This window comes from Ekhidna sp., assembly GCF_039960695.1.
Taxonomy (GTDB): Bacteria; Bacteroidota; Bacteroidia; order Cytophagales; family Cyclobacteriaceae; genus Ekhidna.
The window spans coordinates 584318-604013 of record NZ_JBDVKP010000004.1 but is presented as its reverse complement, the minus strand read 5'-3'; the positions used below and the strand labels follow the sequence as shown (position 1 = coordinate 604013).

Below are 19696 nucleotides of genomic sequence, written 5' to 3'. Positions count from 1 at the left end.
ACAACCATGCAATTACGCCGAATCAGCTATTCAATCATTTTATCGTTGATCTCCTTTTGTCTAATGTCGCAGGCCCACAGGGATTCCTATAATCAGGGCATGCAAGCGATTAAATTTCAAAAGTACGATTTAGCCATTGAGAAATTTCAAGAGGCCGTTAAAATTAATCCTCAATATGCAGACGCGTGGTTTTACTTGGGTAAAACCTATGATTTTCTAAATCGAAATCAGGAAACAATAACCGCCTATCGAAACCTTGAAAGCGTTGATGCAGATTATAATATTTCGATTTACTACGATATAGCGAAATGTTACATAGAACTTGATAACCTTAGAAGTGCGCGTATTTACATCAAACGATACTTAGAAAAAGCTCCCAAAAGTCCCAAAGCTGCTAAGCTTATACATCTGGCTATGAATCGACTGAATTACGTGGATATTAGTGCTGAATTGAGAGAGATGCAGCCAAACACCAGCGAGCCAACACCAATAGCAGCACTCAATAGCATATCGGGTGATTTTATGCCTCAAGTAAATCCGACAGGTACAAGACTTTATTTCACAAGTGTACGTCAGGGTGGGTTTGATTTCAAAGATGAGAAAAGCGCTGAGTTGGATTTTGGAGAGGATATATATTATTCAAGACTCGTAGGAGCGGAGTGGAGCATGCCTGAGCTATTGCCGAAACCAATCAATTCTATGTCTAATGACTTTGGGTCTGCTTTTACCGGTGATGGACAGAACATGGTATTTGTTCGTTGCGATGAAAAAGGCGCCATAGGAAGCTGCGATTTATACATCACTCAACTCAATGGAAATACATGGAGCAATCCGGAAAATATGGGGAACGTAGTGAATGATGAAGACTGGGATAGTCAGCCTACTATCAATTCTGACGGCAACCGCATCATTTTCACATCGCGTCGAGCCGGTGGCTATGGTGGCTCGGACCTCTATATGATTGAAAAAAATCATTTGGGACTGTGGGGAATCCCACAAAACCTCGGAAGTATTGTTAATACTCCATTGTCTGAAAACAGTCCGTTTTTGGCAGCTGATGGAAAAACGCTCTATTTCTCATCAACCGGACATCCGGGCATGGGAGGTGCTGATATCTTCTACACTGTTTTTGAAAATGGAAAGTGGTCTACTCCAAAAAACCTGGGTAAGCCCATTAATTCCAGAGGAAACGACACCAACTTCAGCATATCAGCTTCTGGCAATGCGTATATGGCGTCCTCCAGACTTGATGAAAACAACTACGACATATTCAAAGTTGAGCTACCCGACGAGCTAAAACCAAAGCCAACCATCGTTGTGCAGGGTGTAGTTAGTAACGCAATAAATCAACAGCCATTAGGAGCTCTTGTACTTATTGAAGATATAAATTCTGGCGAGCTGATTGCCACCAACAAATCCAACGTCGAGACGGGAGAGTACCTGGTAGTGCTTCCAGCAGGTAGAGACTACAGTGTTTCAGCAAGTTCTCAAGGCTTCTTTTTCTATTCGCAAAGTTTCAACCTGCCAAAGGATACCACATATGCCGAGATCACCAATGATATAGCATTGGAGCCGATCGAGAAAGGAACGAAGGTTGTCTTGAATAACATCTTCTTTGAGCTTGGCAAGGCGGAATTAAAGCCGATAAGTTATGTAGAACTCAACAAGGCCGTTGATCTGATGAAAAAGAACCCGACCATGGTCATCGAAGTAGGAGGTCATACCGATAGTCAAGGGGCTGATGCCACCAATTTGAGCCTTTCGCAAAGACGCGCACAATCGGTAGTAGAATACATGGTCCTTGCAGGAATTGAGCGTACAAGTCTGGTTGCAAAGGGATACGGGGAAACTGTGCCAATTGCAGATAATAACACAAAGGAGGGAAGAGCTAAAAACAGAAGAACAGAGTTCGTTATTATTGAATTTTAACTCAGGTCTTGCTTAGTTATTATGATGAAAATGGAAACCTGATTTCCTTTTGATTCACTTCGATAAAATTGTAATTCGCTAAAAGAGTCGTTAATTCAGGAATCACTTCTTTCATTCGTGCAAGAAGTGATTCTTTTTTATCCAATCCATAGATAAAAATGAGTTTCTCAGGTACTTCTCTGCTCACATAGCTTTTCACAAAATCATCATCTTTAGTGACAATTACATATCCCTTATTGATGGCTAATCTTCGAAGCTGATCATCAACAACTCGTTGTTTTTGATTAGTCTTCATTTCATTGACATGATAAGCGTCCAGTTTATGTGCTCTAAATACTGCTGCAAGTTCTGGAGTGAGGTTTTCATCAATGACAAACTTCATGCTCAAAATTCATTTTTGAGAACGTCGTAGACCTCATCTACAGGGAGCCCTACTACATTGTAATACGAGCCTTTTATCCACTCAACTCCGATCAAACCAATCCAATCCTGAATACCATAGCTACCGGCTTTGTCTAGCGGAGGAGCTATTTTAATATAATGGCTGATCTCCTCTTCGTCTAAGTGTCGGAACTTGACTTCAGTAAGATTGGAAAAGGAAATTTGCTTGTTTCCATCACTTATGCACACGCCGGATATCACCTGATGTATTTTTCCGGAGAGTAGTGTCAATACACTTTTTGCTTCGGCCCTATCTTTCGGTTTACCTAAAATTCGATTATTAAAAAGGACGATCGTATCTGACGTAATGATGGTTCCCTTTACGAATGCTTCACGATGCACTTTATTCTTTTCAATGGCAAGAAATTCAGCAACCTTCATTGCATCCATATCTTCTGGAAACGTCTCATCGAAATCGATGGTCTTCACTTCAAAATCTAAGCCGACATCCTCCAGAAGTTGCTTTCTTCGGGGTGACTTGGAAGCCAATATCAGGTTATTGAAATGCCTCATCAAAAAATGAATTGAATTCTTCTTCTTTTATTGATCCGAATAAAAATCCGCAAATGACTTTAGGATAGAAATAAGTGCTCTTTTGCGGTAGCGTATACCCACTGTAGCATACTTCTTTCACTGTTTCGATGGAGATGTCTTTGGTGATAATGGCACACTGTGTCTCGCCTTTAGTTACTGATGTCAAACATTTAGTGAAATTCCGTTCAAAAGTCAAATTCGTACTTCCGCGTTGATCTTTACCAGGTATTCCCAGGCATTTTTCAAAAACGAAGTAGTGCATTACCGTAAGATCAAGTTCTTTAATCGCTTGCGGGAAATCCCAGGTAATTTCATTGATCATCTCTGGCTTAAGCCTAATCTTATAAGCTTCATCCGCAATCAACAATCCAAATGCCCATTGTTTGCCAAGAATTACCTCATTTACATCTGGAGCTTCTTCGATCGGTTTAATAAAAAAGTATTTTTCCAGTTTGGAAAGTAGCTCTGGTTTGGAAAAATTGGCTAAACCATTAACCATCCGATGTGTTGGCAGTATTCTTAGATCATCAGACTCTGTGTTTGTGAAATACATCAGGTGATAATTGTACCCTTCGTTGCCTGTATGAGCGGGATTATTCCTGGCTCTTTCTTTTTGATAAAGCAATGATCCCTCATATCTATGGTGGCCGTCTGCTAAAATTATTTGCTTCTCCTTGATGATTTCAACGATGCGTCGAATGATTTTCACATCGTGAATTACACTGAAAACTTCTCTTACACCTTGATAATCCTCCGTTTCATACAAAGGTTCAATCATCGCGTCATCCAGGTATTTTTCTATTTCATGCGAATTATCGGTATACAGCCCATGAGTAGGGCTTACATTTAATTGCGTTTGATCCAGGATGGTCATCCGATCATTCACTGAAAATGGCATGGTGCTTTCATGTCTTAACAGCACCTTTTCATTCCAGTCATATACCCGGAGGTTTGCGATAAAACCTTTTCTTATTCGTTCATTTTGAGATCCTGGAAGTGTAAAATATTGATAATATACATAGATGGCCGGTAGCTCATCCTGCTTAATTATGCCGTCATTTTTCCAATTTATAAGCTTTTTTGCTGCCCCACGTATGGAATCTTCTCCGCGTGGCACTGAAAGATGAATACTATTGTATTCTTCCTCATACAAAGCTTCGCGTTGACTTTCCGATACTACGTCAAACAATGGCGAGACCAACTTGTCAATTTCTTTTTGTAATGCCGGGTTGTACCTCCAGGCACGTAAAGGTTTTATTTCTGCCATTTAGTTCTTCATTCGATCTTTCCATCGGCTTCTCTGTTGATTCAATGCAGAGGAAGCTGTTTTCTTAGCGGGATTACTTATGATCTCGTTAGTAATAACAGCAGCTATTTCAGCAACTTCAGCGGAAGGTTCTTTTTTTAATAATTCAGCATCGTAATGAGATTCAACGAATTTGGTAGTAAACGAGCCATCAATAAATTCTTCGTGAGTAAGCACAAAATCGCAAAATGGAAGAGTGGTTTTCACTCCGGTAATTTGGTACTCACTGATGGCGCGTCGCATTCTTTGTATGGCTTCCGCTCGATCTTTCCCAAAAGTGATAAGCTTCGCTATCATAGGATCATAAAAGATCGAAACTTCCTGTCCTTGCTCATATCCATCGTCTACTCGAACTCCTGCGCCCTGAGGTCTGATATAGGTTGAAAGTTTACCGGTATCCGGCAAAAAATTGTTCTCCGGGTCTTCGGCATATACCCTCACTTCCAGACTGTGACCTGTAATACTTAAATCATCTTGATTGAAGCTCAGTTTCTCACCATTGGCTATCCTTATTTGCTCTTTCACTAAGTCAATGCCTGTTATCAATTCGGTTACCGGATGTTCCACTTGCAGACGTGTGTTCATCTCCAGAAAGAAAAAATCCAAATTCGCATCCGCAATAAACTCGACTGTTCCAGCACCAAAATAGTTGCATGATTTAGCAACATTCACCGCGGCTTCACCAATCTGTTTTCTTCGCTCTGTGGTAAGTAGGGCAGAAGGAGCTTCTTCTATGACCTTTTGATGTCTCCTCTGAATGCTACACTCACGCTCAAAAAGATGAATGATGTTGCCATGCTGATCACCGAGCACCTGAACCTCAATGTGCTTTGGCGAAGAAATAAACTTCTCTATGAATACTTCATCATTGCCGAATGAATTTCTGGCCTCACTCATTGCTCGGTCCATCTGCTCTTCAAAATCTTTGGGATCGTTTACAATACGCATTCCCTTACCGCCACCACCTGCACTTGCTTTGATCATTACAGGATAGCCTATGTCATTGGCTACTTTTTTAGCCTTGGCCACATCGCTGATCGGCTCGTCCATGCCGGGCACAAGTGGCACATCAAATTTCTGAACTGTCTGCTTGGATGTAAGTTTATCACCCATGATTCGTATGGCTTCTGGCGACGGCCCTATAAAAATCAGTCCTTCTTTTTTCACCCTTTCAGCAAAAGAGGCATTTTCAGAAAGGAAGCCATAGCCAGGATGAATGGCATCAGCTCCTGTTTGCTTGCAAGCTGCAATTATTTTATCCTGAACAAGGTAAGATTCTGATGCAGCAGCAGGTCCGATATTTACCGCTTCATCAGCGTAAGAAGCATGTGGAAGCAGCTTGTCGGCTTCACTGTATACAGCTACAGTCTTGATTCCCAGCTCTTTGGCTGACCTCATCACACGGATGGCAATTTCACCTCTATTGGCTACTAATATTTTCTTTATAGACATAATTCAATCGTTAGCGCAAGTTTATTGAAAAGCCTACATTCATTATATGTGTATTCCTGCTAAATTTGCAACTTGTTTGAAAATAGGAGAACACAAGTAAATGGATTTATTTGAGAAATTACTCAGTGATAAGGGAGCGTTAGGTCAATACTCCTTTCTGGATCAAGATTTAAACTATTATTTCTTCCCGAAACTCGAAGGCGAAATTAAGCCTCGCATGACGTTTAAAGGAAAAGAAGTATTGGCTTGGAGTTTAAATAACTACCTCGGCCTGGCAAATCATCCGGATATTAGAAAGGCAGATACCGATGCAACTGAGCAATGGGGACTGGGATATCCGATGGGTGCCCGAATGATGACAGGAAACTCTGATTATCACGATCAATTGGAGCAAGAGCTGGCTGAATATGTAAGTAAGCCTGCTGGAATGCTTCTTAACTACGGCTATCAGGGCATTATGTCTGTGATAGACGCGCTTGTGGACCGAAAAGATGTGGTCGTATATGATGCAGAATGTCACGCGTGTATCATAGATGCTTTAAGAATGCACCTTGGCCGACGATTTGTTTTCCCTCACAACGACATTGAGAATTGCGAAAAACAATTGAAAAGAGCAGAGAAGCTGGCAAACGAGCAAGGCGGAGGAGTTTTGGTAATTACAGAAGGTGTTTTCGGGATGAGTGGAAACACTGGAAAGCTTGATAAGATCGTTGATCTTAAAGAAAAATTCAACTTCAGATTGCTTGTTGATGATGCGCATGGTTTTGGAACGATGGGTAAAACTGGTGCTGGAACTGGCGAACACTATGATTGTCAGGATGGAATCGACATCTACTTTTCCACGTTTGCCAAGTCAATGGCCAGCATAGGTGCCTTTATCGCTGGAGAGAAAAATATTATAGACCACCTAAGATATAAAGTGCGGTCTCAGATTTTCGCCAAATCTTTGCCAATGCCATTGGTAATTGGTGGATTGAAGCGATTGGACATGCTTCGTACAATGCCAGAGCTTAGAGAAAAACTGTGGACGATTGTGGATGCGCTTCAGAATGGATTCAAGGAACGTGGATTTAATATTGGCACAACAGACTCTCCGGTTACTCCTGTAGTAATGAATGGAGATGTCATGGAAGCCTGCAATATGGTGGTGGATCTAAGGGAGAACTTCCACATATTCTGTTCCATGATTGTGTATCCGGTTATTCCAAAAGGCATGGTGATTTTAAGAATCATCCCAACAGCTATGCACACTTTGGAAGATGTGGAAGAGACCTTGAAAGCTTTTGAGGCAATCAAGGAAAAACTTGATAGCGGAGTATATAAAGAAGCAGGAGTAGAAGGAGCCATGATGGCAAAATCTTAATATTTATTTCATTTAAACTGTGTTATTTACGATTTTGGGCTATATTGCCCTCAACTTTTAAAATTTATCGATAACCTTAATTACCTCATAACATGAAAAGATTTGAACAACTAAAGTCAATGGTTGAATCACTAGAAGCTGATTTCGAAAAGTTCTACGATAAAAAAAATAATGCCGCCGGTACTCGAGTAAGAAAAGGTATGCAGGAAATGAAAAATCTTGCACAAGAAATCAGACTTGAAGTTCAGGATATCAAGAACAAAGGATAATCGATTATTAATCGAGCCGATAAAGAAATTAGGGAACCAAAATTGGTTCCCTTTTTTTTGTGCCTATTTCGAAAACCTCATGCTTAAAGCATCGAATGGTATGAATACTCCCGGTTATTCAAGTAGCTAATTCTCAATTATTTACACCAGCCAGGTGAAAAGGCTCAGTTTCGGTATCAGAATGTCACTTTTCATTAAAACAACTGTTTAAACTCATAAATTCAGATTGCTAAAAAAGCAGAAACTAGGCGTATGCTTTCAGCTATGCCTTTATATTGACTTTAACACGATCAAAATAGGAGCGTTGTTTAAAACTACGTTTAGTGCAGGTTCAATTAGATATTGACTTTAATAGAGAGGCGTAGGTACAACCTACGCCCAGAGGGGGTTACCCTTCTAAGCATGACAATTAATGAATTAATCTTGAATTTGAAATTAAAGAAACTCATATTAGAAAGGCGTAGCTACAACCTACACCTAGAGGGGGGACCACGAACTCAGAGAAGTTTAAGCATGGCAGTCAACACCCTACTCGCATCCCGCGCGAAAACCATCTATACCGATGGTCTGCTACACTATAAAGGACTCATCAATAAAGGGATGCATCGATTAGAAAGATATGGAACGAATAAAATTGAGCGGTTCAATCTAAATTTGAGAACATATCTGAAGCGGTTGTCGAGAAGAACTATTGCGTATTCAAAAAACATGGATATGCTCTACAGCTGCCTGACTATTTATTTGTGGGGATAAAACGAACTCTACACATCCGCTGCGCTTTCATATTCATTGGTTGCCGAATTACCTATAGAATCGTAGTTGTAAACTACGATTAGAGGGGTGCAGATTAAACAAAAAACTGCAAATTTTCGTCATAAAATACCCAAAACAAGGTATTGACATTAACCTATCTCATTGATTATCTTGAGGTTAGATATTTGATTTGAACCTAACATTAAATACTCATGAGATATTTACGATACCTGGTGATTTTCCTGATCACATTTACTTTATCATGCCAGCAGAATAAACCCGAAGGAAGTCAGCCATGGACTGAAGTGGCGGATTTTGACGATTCGATCCTGAATGACCTTGATGTGCTTTCCAGTCCTGTTTTATTCGAACTGCTCAATGCCTCCAAGTATGGTCCTTTTTACTCCAAACCTATAGTCGTCAAAAAAGATGGTAAGCTCATTAAGGAGATTCGGTACTGTTTTGAAATCAGCCAGACTCAAGACAGAAGTTGGAAAGTCAATGTGAAGATGCTTGTAGACGCAGATGGTGACCATGTAGTGGATTCTTTTGGCGAGGATATAGATGGTGATGGTAAATGGGATCGAGGTAAGTATGATAGAGATGGGGACGGTAAGTTTGAAAAGAGGTGGATTGATTCCAATGGAGACGGCAAGCAGACGCTTGATGAAATAGAACCAATTGATCCTCCAGAGAATGCTCCCAATATGCCTGGATGGTTTTGATAACTAAACTTAATAGAAAATGTCAGTAATCAAAGGAGCCGGCTTTCGCTGGATCGGTAAATTATATATGAAGATCTACACTTTAGTTATGTCAGGAGCATTTATCCTCTTGATCATTGCTTTACTATTAGCTGGTCTGGGGGCCATATTTGGAGAGGGAGTAGGGGGGCTGCCAGGTGGAATTACAGCCGGAGGAATTTTGTCGTTTATGATCTGGGGATCTGTTGTATGGTTCCTGCTTTTCTTGTTTTTACTGTTCATTCTCAATGCCATGGACTGTTGGTTCAACCTTGTAGTGGATTTGATTATGAAAAGACCTCCGAATTTTACCAACGAATTCGAGGACAACTTTAGGGGTTTTTTAGGAGGAGTGGCAGAAGGGGTTAAGAAAGTAAAGGACAAAGTTGTGGAAGTGGGAAAGAAGGTCGTGGATTTTGTTTCTGACTTATGGCCATGGGGTGATGATGACGATGATGAAGAGGAAAACGAAGAGTAGATCCTAACATAGTAAATAGTACCAGCTCCACAGCTACCGCAAGTATTCCAGCTAGAGTTGTGTGATGGCGTGACTTGTGATTAAGAATAATAACAAACTGGGTGCTACTTCCTCTCAGAGTCAGTCAATTAGAGATTGACTTTAATAGAGGCGTAGGTACAACCTACGCCTAGAGGGGGTTACCTTCTAAGCATGACAATTAATGAATTAATCTTGAATTTGAAATTAAAGAAACTCATATTAGAAAGGCGTAGCTACAACCCACGCCTAGCGGGAGGTAGTAGACGGTTTCACTGCAGTAACAGTGATGGATTTACAAAAAACATGGTTAGCCGGTTAATCGCTACTTACGTACAAAAGGATAAGCTCCGCTTCCGCTTCCATCTCCGGAGTTGTCCTCATCAAATCTTCTCATGGTATCAATAGAGGCCGCTTTCACTCCTTTTCCTTTCTTCGATGGCTGGTATGGTTTAGTAGCTGCGATTTGGACAGAGAATCGAATGATGTGACCATGCCTGTTTCTTATTCCATTGTCCCTGAGATGCGTGAGCAATTCTGCACAACCGTCCTTCCCGTCGGTTCGGGTCCGTGGATCCGACGTTGAGGAACATGGGCTCTTCGAGACACTGAAGTGGACAATGTAATCATCACCGACTCCCCTGACAGAAGGAAGGGTTCCATTATTCACCAAAGTTGTTAGATAAGCTATGGCACGTTCCTCTGCGTGAAGACCATCACCACTTACAAATTCATTAGATGAAATCAAGCGTGAACCATCGGCAGAATAGATAGTTAAAACGCATGTGGTGACCATGCTGGACTCGTAATGTTCCAAAGGTCCTGGTATTGGATTCTTAATTGGCTTTCGACCTCCTCCATCACCGCTTCCGCCTGCGCCAGCTGCACCATGACCGACTGCCAGCATCCTTTGGATGGGTGCTACCTGATTCATGTGCTCGCCATCCTTGAGCTTCTTCTGAAGGGTTGGAGACAATAATCCAAATGTTGGATTGCGCAAATGACTTCCCACGGAAGCAGCTACTGATCGATTGTGATTAGGGATGAGTTGTTGTTTGTCTTGTTTCAATCCAAACTTCTTTTACCAGTCAGGTGTCCATTACTCTATACCCATTTATACAAAAGGTTACCCTCAGCTGGTTTAAGTCTGTTACTTGAGCCTCCAAATAAGTCAAATTTGTAACGGGGAAAGCACTAACGTAACTTCTACCTACGGTAGGCTGGGTCAATTAGAGATTGGACTTTATAGTATGAAAGCGTAGCTATAACCTACGCCTAGACTAGGCTGGTTCAAGTATATTACTTAAGCCTCCAAATAACTATTCTCTATTCAAAACCTCCTGAAACAACGTCTCGAAGTTGTTATCGGCTTTCAGGTAGTTGTATTCTTTCCAGAAATCAGCCGTATTCTTGGTAACCTGCCGCTCTAGAATCGCTTTTGAAGCTAACTCCTCTTCAGGTGGCACCACAATATCCTCTTTTTGAATATCAGTAACAACAAAATCAGCTTTGAAAGTTACTGGCTTGGTCACGCCTTGCTTTGCTCTCCTCATGGTCCAATTTATATCGTATTTAGCGTGACTTAAGTACCATTTTCCATTCACAAATTGATAGTTAAGCTCATTTTCAAAGCTATCCATAGTGCTCTGCCCCAAGCCTACAACTAATGATGCCATGCTAAGTCCATCAAACACTTTTTCTGGGTTTTCTTTACTTATCATCTTTTTGTATGAAATTTTCACGAATGCAAGTGTCTCAGTGTCCAGCAAGATTTTGCCTTCAAATAACTTTCCTCTGGCGTTTTTCTTCGGTTGAAAACTAACAACAAACACAGCTCTTTCCATGTAAGAAGTAGCATCTGTAATCTTGTACGTGTGCTTCTTTAGTACTTTTTTGTCAAGCAAAGGGTGGTCGATCAACAGTGAACTTATAAATAGCGATGGAGGAGTAACTCCTATTTGCATACTACCTATATCAGTGAAAAATGAAGTGTCTCTAGCCACTCGCCCACGAAGAATTTTCATTGAATTTTCTTGCTGACCGAAGGTGCCATGTCTAAACATGTCAAAGGCATACTCTGTCAGTTGGACATATTCAGTAGATTCGTTCCAAATAGAAGCCCGCCAGAAGGCGCTAAGTTGCATTTCATTTTGATCATGGTTTTGTGGAATTGCTTCTATTGCTTCTTCAATAATTGATTTTTCATTAACGCTGATGATCAATTCAGGCAATTCAGTAACTGTCGATGACAGCTTGATTATCAGTGTTTTATCAGTGCTTATTGAAGCTACAGGAATAGATTTAAGTTTATACCCGAGATATGAAGCTGAGAGTTGAGCGTCAGCGTATTGTGCGGGCACAATCAAGCTAAAATCTCCAGCTAGATTAGAGACCGTTCCATAGCTGGAGTTAAAAATGCCCACGTGGGAGAAGGCGAGTGGGTCACCTGAATGCTCATCAACTACTTTCCCGGATATACGCTTGCTTTCTTGTGCGGTGACTGATATCATGCCCAAAAGCATAATCATGAGCATGTTTTTCTTTATCATCGAGTTTTGCCTAAATAGTTTTACTTGCCGTCGGCAAGTCATCTTCTCATTATTAATGCTCAGTAGCAACAAATGGTTGCTTTTGCCTCGATAATTAATGCAAAGTATTACTTGGCTTGATTCTCAAAGTATGCCTTCCACTTCTCCATTAAAAGATCAGAAGCATCATATAAGGGTGGTTTCACCGTTCTTCGACCGATTCCTATGGTTTCTAACCCTGCTTTTAGAGACGTTGGGTTGCCCTCTTCGGAAAGTAGTGCATATGCTTCTTTTAGCTTTTCATTCATCTGAGCGGCAGCATTGACATCATGTCTTAAAGAAGCGTTGACCATATCTGTAAATGCCTGAGGCATTAGGTTGCCTATAACAGAAATGACTCCATCTCCACCAATCTGAATAATGTCGTGCGTCAATACATCGTCTCCGGACAATAACATGAAACCTGAAGGCCTGTTATCAGCGATCGTTTTACATTGAACAAGATCTCCGGAAGCTTCTTTCATGGCTATAATGTTGTCGTGCTTTGCCAGTTCGATTGTTGTGCTGGCTTCTACATTGGAAGCTGTACGCGAAGGAACATTGTAAAGAATAATTGGATGCGGAAAGGCATCTGCTAACATGCTATAATGCCTGATTAGACCATCCTGAGAAGGCTTGTTATAGTAGGGACTGACAGAAAGAATAGCGGCTAGATCAAATGATTTTAAGTCTTTTGATTTCTCAATCAAATCAAAAGTATCGTTACCTCCCAGGCCGAATACTACCGGCTTTTTATCACCCAGATGATCAATTACAAAATTTAGAATGTCAAGTTTTTCTGACCAGGTAAAAACCGGTGATTCTCCAGTGGTTCCTTGTACCACGATATAATCGCCATTACCAGTCACGATATGATCCAACAACCCTCCCAGGGAGTGATAGTCAACAGAATAATCATCATTCATGGGAGTAGCCAAAGCGATGCCCGTACCTTGCAATTCTTGTGTCATTTTGAGCTAGATCATTTTAAGATAGCGGACCATGTTTGCCACCGCTTTTGGCTTGCTTTCATCCATCTTCAATGAAAGCTGTAACAAATCATAATACTGTTCCGTTTCAAAACCCACTTTACAGGTTGCCTTGCTTATCGCCAGAACGTATTTGTAATTAATGTTTTCTGAAGTATCAAGCGAAATCAGGAAATCAAAAGTTTGATTGATGAAAAACGACAGATTGTCCTTCTTAATATTGCCTGTGCCTGATATATCTTTTTTATAAAAGATAAGCGGATCTTCAGATGGTTTGTCCGCATACCCGATTTTGGCTACAGTTTTACCATCTCCTTTTAAAAGCTCCTCCAGCTTCTTGATCGTTTCGTTGTTAAACTCATCTGCATGATATAAAATACCAATATTAGTTGCTTCTGAATACGTGCAATGTTCCTTAGTGGCAATGGTTGGTTTGCCTTTGTGGTTGAGGAAAATGTTTTTAATCATTTTCTAAAAGTTCTCTAAATGATGACTCGTCCAAAATAGTAATTCCAAGTGAATCTGCCTTTTCTTTTTTAGCAGGCCCCATGTTGGCACCAGCTACAAGGTAGTTGGTCTTTGATGATATGCTACTAGCTACCTTACCACCGTGTTGCTTAATGAGGTTTTTTAATTCATCACGTCCATATCCCTCAAAAACACCAGAAACAACAAACGTAAGTCCTTTTAAAGTATCATCCGAGCCTTCGGTTTGCGAAATCTCAAATGAAAGGCCAGCTTCTTTTAGGGCATTAACCATCCGCCTGATGTCCTCATCCTCGAAGTATGCAACTACACTTTGGGCTATTCTGTCACCTATTTCGTGAACATCCACTATTTCTTCAAACGACGCATTCATTAGACGGTCTATTGTACCAAAATGTTGAGCTAATTTTTCAGCTACGGTTTTACCTACATATCTAATTCCGAGCCCAAATAGAACACGCTCAAAAGGAATTTCCTTCGATTTCTCAATCGATTCAATGATATTTCGAGCTGATTTTTCTTTAATTGAGCGCTTGGTCGATTCACCACTTTCATCATCAAGCTCCTCAAATTGTAAATTGTTAATATCTTCAAATTGCAGTGCATACAATCCTGCTACATTGTGAATCAGTCCTTTATTTAAGAACCCCGTGATGGTTCTCGGGCCCAATGATTCAATGTTTAATGCATTCCGACTAATAAAGTGCTCTATCCTTCCCAATACTTGGGGTGGACAGGTTTCCTGATTTGGGCAATAATGTTGTGCTTCTCCCTCTTTTCGGATAAGCGCTGTATTACATTCCGGACAATAGGTAAGGTATGATACCTTTTTGGCATCAGGTTGACGACTATCCAGGTTGACTGCAGTTATTTTTGGTATAATTTCGCCACCTTTTTCCACGTTAACACTATCGCCAATTCTCACATCCAGGCGTTCGATTTCATTTGCATTATGCAGGGAGGCTCTTTTTACCGTGGTACCGGCAAGTAATACTGGTTCCAACTCAGCTACCGGAGTAATGGCACCTGTTCGCCCTACCTGATAGGTGATGTTGTTTAAAATTGTGGCTGCCGATTCAGCTTTAAACTTATAAGATATGGCCCAACGGGGATTTTTAGCAGTGAAACCGAGTTCAGATTGATGAGCGATGCTATTGACTTTGATTACGATACCATCGGTTTCTACACTTAGCTTATGCCTTTCCTTGTCCCAATGATTGATGTATTCGAGAACTTCATTTATGCTTTCACATTTTCTATACGTCTGTGACACATTGAATCCTGTCTTCTCTAGAAAGTGTAGTGATTCTTCGTGTGTTCGAAAGGTGTTGTTTTCATCGAGGTAAGAGTAGATGTAGCAATCAAGCTTTCTACTGGCGACCACTCCTGAATCCTGCATTTTAAGTGATCCTGAAGTGGTGTTCCGTGCATTTGCGTATAATGTTATCGGAGATTTACCTTCAACTATCCTTTGTTCGTTTTCTTGATGAACACGCTCATTCAATTTGATAAACTGCTCTTTCGGCATAAACACCTCACCACGTACTTCAAAGGATTCAGGGAAATTATCACCTCGGATCTTTAGTGGAATGGTCCGGATGGTTTTGACATTTGTAGTTATATCATCACCCTTGGTTCCATCACCTCGAGTAATGCCTCTGTCAAGCAAGCCATGCTCATACTTTAAACTTATCGCGACCCCATCGAATTTAAGCTCACAGATATATTCATAGTCTTCTGTCCCTAAGCCCTTCTTTACTCTCCCATCAAAATCTAAAAGTTCTTCTTTCGAGTAGGTGTTCCCCAAAGACAGCATGGGGTATTTGTGGGCAATTGTTTTAAAATCTTTTGTGATATCTCCACCTACACGACTTGTTGGAGAGTGTGGCAACTTAAGTTCTGGAAATAAACTTTCTAATTTTTCTAGCTCCTTTAACTTGGTGTCAAACTCATAATCAGAGATTTCTTGCTGGCTTTTTTGATAATAGAGGTAATTGTGGTGATTCAGTTCCTCTGTCAATGATTCTATCTGCCTTTTAGCATGCTCTTTTTCCATTGAAAACAAATCTATTTCATTCAGCGAGAATCATTATCATTTTTTCTTGCGCATGAATTAAGACCAACTATTTTTGGCGCAAATTAAGCGAAGTTGTTAGATAAACGCGAACGTATACTTGCCTCTGCTTATGCCCATTTTTCAACGAAGGGATATCATAAAACGACCATAAATGATATTGCTAATTCACTGAAAATGAGCAAAAAAACCATCTATTTTCAATTTAAGAATAAAGAGGAGCTATATGTTGCTGTGGGAAAGGCTAAACTCGAAACGATCGTAAACCTGTCGGAAGAAATAATCAATTCGAATCGATGCTTTATTGTCAAGCTTATTGACTACCTGCAAATGATGCATGAAAATGTAAGGCATATCAGTATCAACGTGTTGCGAGAAATTTCCAGTGATAGCAGTATGCTGTCCGAGATTATGTCTAATCACATCAATAGTGCTGTATTTGACAGATTTTCGATATTACTCGAGCAAGGTTATACTGAAAAGATGATTGACGATCGAGTGGAACCAAAGGTATCCTTGATGATGTATAGAGAAACACTTTGCGCTTTCTTATTCGGAAAGCCTACAGACTATCCATCAGCAAGGCTGGAAAAGGAATTTCATGTTTTTTTGTCACAACAATTGAGAAGCTTCTTTCGTGGGTTGCTATCAAAAGAAGGCACTACACGATTTGACGAACTTTTTGATAATCTCCCTCACTTGACAAAAGCATATGGTTGATTGAATCCTATCTTTGCCACATGCACGATCAATTAACAGCGCATATAAAATCAAAGCCAATATTTTCAATAGTTTCCGAAGCTTCAAAAGCCGCCGGGGTTGAATCCTATGTGGTAGGAGGTTATGTACGCGATTTGATTCTCAATAGAGTATCGAAGGATATCGATTTTGTATGCGTCGGTAGTGGAATTGGCCTGGCTAAGGAAGTTGCTAAAATGCTGGGTAAAGATGCTAAGTTGTCAACTTTCAAGAATTTTGGAACAGCAGCTATTCATCATGACGGTTTCGAGTATGAATTTGTGGGAGCGAGAAAAGAATCCTATCGAAAGGAATCACGAAACCCCACAGTTGAAGACGGAAGCCTGGAAGATGACCAGAATCGACGCGACTTCACTATAAATGCAATGGCAATTAGCCTTAATGGTTCAAAGTTAGGTCAACTGATAGATCCATTCAATGGGATAGAAGATCTCCGCAACATGATCTTAAGGACTCCTTTAGAGCCTGGTATTACATTTTCTGATGATCCACTCCGGATGCTTAGAGCCATTCGTTTTGCTTCACAGTTTCATTTTGACATTGAACCTGATACTTTTCAAGGAATAATAGATCATGTAGAAAGGATCTCAATAGTATCTCAAGAGCGTATCACGGATGAACTGAATAAAATTATCATGACAGATAAGCCCTCATACGGGTTTCAGTTACTTTTTCACAGCGGACTTCTAAAATTAGTTTTTCCTGAGATGTCAGCGCTTCAAGGTGTTCAAAAAATCAACGGCAAAGCCCACAAGGATAATTTCTATCACACACTTCAGGTGCTCGACAATATATGTGAAATGACTGATGATCTATGGCTTAGATGGGCTGCCATTCTCCATGACATTGCTAAGCCGGCAACTCAAAGGTTTAACGAAAAGGTAGGCTGGACTTTTCATGGACATGAGGATCTAGGAGCCAAATGGGTACCTAAAATCTTTAAGCAACTAAAACTCCCATTGGATGATCGCATGAAATACGTCCAAAAGCTGGTTAAACTGCATTTAAGACCTATCGCTCTTGTGAATGATAAGGTGACAGATTCAGCCGTACGAAGAGTGATATTTGAGGCAGGTGAAGATGTGAGAGATCTTATGACCCTATGTAAGGCTGACGTAACCTCAAAAAATCCTGAACGAGTGAAAAAGTATCAGGCCAATTTCAAAAAGGTTGAAAAAAGAATCAGCGAAGTAGAGCAGAGAGACCATGTCATGAATTTTCATCCGCCGGTATCCGGGGAGCAAATCATTGAAGTGTTTGATATAAAACCATCCAGAATTATTGGTGACATTAAGAACGAAATTAAGGAAGCCATTCTCGATGGGAGAATTAAAAATGACGAAAATGAAGCTTTTAATCTAATGCTCAAAATAGGACAGAAACATGGATTAACTCCTACTTCAAAATTCATTTCCGCCTCCAAAGACAAATAGCTATGTTTGCAGGCTGTTTGAAAGAAATGATCTTGAAAACTTTATCTAAAGATCATCCCTCAGAGGACTAATAAATAAATCATATTATGAAAAATATTCTTTTTTTGATTGGCGTATTGTCTGTTGGATTTGTCAATGCACAAAGTCAGGAAGTTGCTCAAGGTGATTCAATTCCTTGGGAACTGAGAAAGCAATCCTTCATTTACAATACTGCCAAATTGTTTAATGATCCTGTAGTTGCAAGAACTGCGCTTTATAACCTATTGGCAGAAAACCCGGGGAACATTGCTCTATATGATTCTCTGGCAATACTATATCTACAGTATAATCAGAGTGCTTCTGCAGCATTGGTAGCCCAACAATCACTTCAGATAGACCCACAAAATCAATTTGCTATGGAGATTGCTGCCACAGGATTTGACAATCTTGGCGTTAAAGACAGGTCGTTAGATTTTTATGAAAAGTTATACTTGGCAAGTGGTGACATAAATACACTTTACAAGATCTCATTTTTGCAGATGGAATTGGATCGGTTCACTGAAGCAAATACTTCACTTGATATTATAATTAGTGATCCAAAATCTGATGTCAACACCATTCGATTTCCTACTACCAATGGAAGAGGTGAGGATGTGAAGCTTAAAGTGGCCGCACATAGAGTAAAGGCTATGATCTTACAAGAAAAAGGAGACGTAGAAGGTGCTAAGGCTAAATATCTTGAAGTGCTTGAAATGCGTCCAGGATTTCAGGTTGTGCAGCAACAATTGAGAGATCTGACTAAACCAAAAACAGGGGAGTAGGTTTATTCCCCTTCTGTTTTCTCCTTAATGCGTTCTAGCCAATTCAACAGCTCGTTGTATACTTTTTGGTGATTTTCAGCGAATACGACAAATGCTCCTTGAAAAGATGCACTAACAGTTGCTATTGTTTGACCTTCATCAGATTCCAACGACCAAACATATATTCGCTTAACTAATTTGGCCTTGCTCGTCCATGAGAGAGTAGAGGGCTTTTTTACGGTCTGAATTTGAGACTTGCCGTGAGTTCTTCCTTGAGTCCAACTGAAATTGACACCTTCTGCTACTTCACCCTCCAATATCACTTGTTTTACATCTGGATTCCATGAAGGCCAGTTTTCCATGTCGATGAGGACATTCCATACCTTATCAATGTCTGCATTAATAATAGTAGAGTGGGAGTCCCGAATACCGGCATTCTCATTAATTTTTCCTTTCTGGGCAAGTGCATTTAGCTTTTTCATGCGTAGTGACTTAAGGTGATGAGCTAAGTTATTCAACTTCGTAATCTTCTGCCCCCTTTTTTTATCCTTCTTCATTAATCAGGAGGTCATAACCAACTTGTTACAAGTATACTAAACTGTAGTATACCTGTACAAAAGCCTTCAAAGTAAATTATTCTAAAATTGATTAAAGCGGCAGTAAAGCTATCAGCCGAGCATTGCAATTTTATTAGTGATGTTAGGGAACTAAATCAACAATTTAAATTAAACGATTACAATCTAGGAACTAATTGATTGCCTAAGAAGTTAGATTTGCCTGGATAGACATATGACTATGGAAAAAGCCACTTTTGGATCAGGCTGTTTTTGGTGCACAGAAGCGATGTTTCAACGCTTAAAAGGAGTTTCACAAGTTAAATCGGGCTATGCGGGCGGCCATACTCAAAACCCAACGTATAAGGAAATTTGTACTGGAAAAACCGGACATGCAGAGGTTATTCAGCTCGACTATGATCCGAATGTAATATCATATGATGAGCTGTTGGAAGTTTTTTGGAAAACCCATGATCCGACTACTTTGAATAGACAAGGGAATGATGTTGGATCTCAATATCGTTCAGCTGTTTTCTATCATACTGAAAATCAAAAGAAGCTAGCAGAAGCGTATAAAAAAAAGCTGGATGAGTCAGATATATGGACAGATGCTATCGTTACAGAGATAAGCTCATTAGACATTTTTTATCCTGCAGAAATTGAACATGAAGATTATTACAATCAGAACAGTAGTCAACCTTATTGTGCATTTGTAGTCACTCCAAAGGTTGAAAAATTCAAAAAAATATTTGCTGATAAATTAAGCTAA

General features: G+C 40.2%; 20 protein-coding genes. 10 read left to right on the top strand and 10 right to left on the bottom strand.

What is annotated here, in order from left to right:
* Nucleotides 1-99 precede the first annotated feature (99 nt).
* Nucleotides 100-1929, top strand: coding sequence for an OmpA family protein (locus ABJG98_RS03485; RefSeq protein WP_348278076.1), 1830 nt, complete (start codon nt 100-102; stop codon nt 1927-1929).
* A 19-nt stretch (nt 1930-1948) separates the two neighbouring features.
* Here ABJG98_RS03485 and ABJG98_RS03480 read toward each other — a convergent pair whose 3' ends face one another.
* The 4 genes from ABJG98_RS03480 to accC are packed head-to-tail and all read right to left on the bottom strand — an operon-like array spanning nt 1949 to nt 5665.
* Complete coding sequence (locus ABJG98_RS03480; RefSeq protein WP_348278075.1) at nt 1949-2311, bottom strand: DUF5615 family PIN-like protein; 363 nt, start codon at nt 2309-2311, stop codon at nt 1949-1951.
* Between the two features lie 2 nt (nt 2312-2313).
* Complete coding sequence (locus tag ABJG98_RS03475) at nt 2314-2883, bottom strand: Maf family nucleotide pyrophosphatase (protein WP_348278074.1); 570 nt, start codon at nt 2881-2883, stop codon at nt 2314-2316.
* A complete protein-coding gene (locus ABJG98_RS03470; RefSeq protein ID WP_348278073.1) occupies nt 2867-4171 on the bottom strand; it encodes a DUF1015 domain-containing protein in 1305 nt (434 codons plus the stop codon). Before ABJG98_RS03470 ends, ABJG98_RS03475 begins: the two co-directional genes overlap by 17 nt.
* Nucleotides 4172-5665, bottom strand: coding sequence for an acetyl-CoA carboxylase biotin carboxylase subunit (gene accC, locus ABJG98_RS03465; protein ID WP_348278096.1), 1494 nt, complete (start codon nt 5663-5665; stop codon nt 4172-4174). It lies immediately after the preceding gene.
* Between the two features lie 97 nt (nt 5666-5762).
* On the opposite strand from accC, the gene ABJG98_RS03460 reads away from it, so the two are divergent.
* From ABJG98_RS03460 to ABJG98_RS03440, 5 genes are all read left to right on the top strand, one after another.
* Nucleotides 5763-7025, top strand: coding sequence for an aminotransferase class I/II-fold pyridoxal phosphate-dependent enzyme (locus ABJG98_RS03460; protein ID WP_348278072.1), 1263 nt, complete (start codon nt 5763-5765; stop codon nt 7023-7025).
* A gap of 92 nt (nt 7026-7117) precedes the next feature.
* Nucleotides 7118-7294: a hypothetical protein gene (locus ABJG98_RS03455; protein ID WP_047162768.1), complete on the top strand. Its 177-nt coding sequence runs from the start codon at nt 7118-7120 to the stop codon at nt 7292-7294.
* Between the two features lie 402 nt (nt 7295-7696).
* Nucleotides 7697-8047, top strand: a complete 351-nt coding sequence (locus ABJG98_RS03450; RefSeq protein WP_348278071.1) for an IS1 family transposase — start codon at nt 7697-7699, stop codon at nt 8045-8047.
* Between the two features lie 212 nt (nt 8048-8259).
* Nucleotides 8260-8772, top strand: a complete 513-nt coding sequence (locus ABJG98_RS03445) for a hypothetical protein (RefSeq protein WP_348278070.1) — start codon at nt 8260-8262, stop codon at nt 8770-8772.
* Nucleotides 8773-8791: 19 nt separating this feature from the next.
* Complete coding sequence (locus ABJG98_RS03440; protein WP_348278069.1) at nt 8792-9268, top strand: hypothetical protein; 477 nt, start codon at nt 8792-8794, stop codon at nt 9266-9268.
* A gap of 343 nt (nt 9269-9611) precedes the next feature.
* Here ABJG98_RS03440 and ABJG98_RS03435 read toward each other — a convergent pair whose 3' ends face one another.
* The 5 genes from ABJG98_RS03435 to ligA all read right to left on the bottom strand — a co-directional run bounded on the left by ABJG98_RS03435 (nt 9612) and on the right by ligA (nt 15384).
* On the bottom strand, nt 9612-10355 hold the full coding sequence (locus ABJG98_RS03435) for a hypothetical protein (RefSeq protein WP_348278068.1): 744 nt from the start codon (nt 10353-10355) through the stop codon (nt 9612-9614).
* 250 nt (nt 10356-10605) lie between these two features.
* Nucleotides 10606-11835 (bottom strand): carboxypeptidase-like regulatory domain-containing protein, encoded by a 1230-nt coding sequence (locus ABJG98_RS03430; RefSeq protein WP_348278067.1) that lies wholly within the window; start codon nt 11833-11835, stop codon nt 10606-10608.
* A 107-nt stretch (nt 11836-11942) separates the two neighbouring features.
* Nucleotides 11943-12824: a 4-hydroxy-tetrahydrodipicolinate synthase gene (gene dapA, locus ABJG98_RS03425; protein WP_348278066.1), complete on the bottom strand. Its 882-nt coding sequence runs from the start codon at nt 12822-12824 to the stop codon at nt 11943-11945.
* Between the two features lie 6 nt (nt 12825-12830).
* On the bottom strand, nt 12831-13310 hold the full coding sequence (locus ABJG98_RS03420) for a hypothetical protein (RefSeq protein WP_348278065.1): 480 nt from the start codon (nt 13308-13310) through the stop codon (nt 12831-12833).
* A complete protein-coding gene (ligA, locus tag ABJG98_RS03415; protein ID WP_348278064.1) occupies nt 13303-15384 on the bottom strand; it encodes an NAD-dependent DNA ligase LigA in 2082 nt (693 codons plus the stop codon). The genes ABJG98_RS03420 and ligA overlap by 8 nt, the downstream gene beginning before the upstream one ends.
* 93 nt (nt 15385-15477) lie before the next feature.
* Here ligA and ABJG98_RS03410 point away from each other — a divergent pair, with 93 nt between their 5' ends.
* The 3 genes from ABJG98_RS03410 (at nt 15478) to ABJG98_RS03400 (ending at nt 18394) form a co-directional block, all read left to right on the top strand.
* Nucleotides 15478-16122, top strand: coding sequence for a TetR/AcrR family transcriptional regulator (locus ABJG98_RS03410; protein WP_348278063.1), 645 nt, complete (start codon nt 15478-15480; stop codon nt 16120-16122).
* A gap of 20 nt (nt 16123-16142) precedes the next feature.
* On the top strand, nt 16143-17594 hold the full coding sequence (locus tag ABJG98_RS03405; protein WP_348278062.1) for an HD domain-containing protein: 1452 nt from the start codon (nt 16143-16145) through the stop codon (nt 17592-17594).
* 86 nt (nt 17595-17680) lie between these two features.
* Complete coding sequence (locus ABJG98_RS03400; protein WP_348278061.1) at nt 17681-18394, top strand: hypothetical protein; 714 nt, start codon at nt 17681-17683, stop codon at nt 18392-18394.
* A gap of 2 nt (nt 18395-18396) precedes the next feature.
* On the opposite strand, the gene ABJG98_RS03395 is transcribed toward ABJG98_RS03400, so the two are convergent.
* Nucleotides 18397-18855 carry an SRPBCC family protein gene (locus ABJG98_RS03395; protein ID WP_348278060.1) on the bottom strand — a complete coding sequence of 153 codons (459 nt, stop codon included), beginning with the start codon at nt 18853-18855 and terminating at the stop codon, nt 18397-18399.
* A 313-nt stretch (nt 18856-19168) separates the two neighbouring features.
* Between ABJG98_RS03395 and msrA the strand changes: the two genes are divergently transcribed.
* On the top strand, nt 19169-19696 hold the full coding sequence (gene msrA / locus ABJG98_RS03390; protein ID WP_348278059.1) for a peptide-methionine (S)-S-oxide reductase MsrA: 528 nt from the start codon (nt 19169-19171) through the stop codon (nt 19694-19696).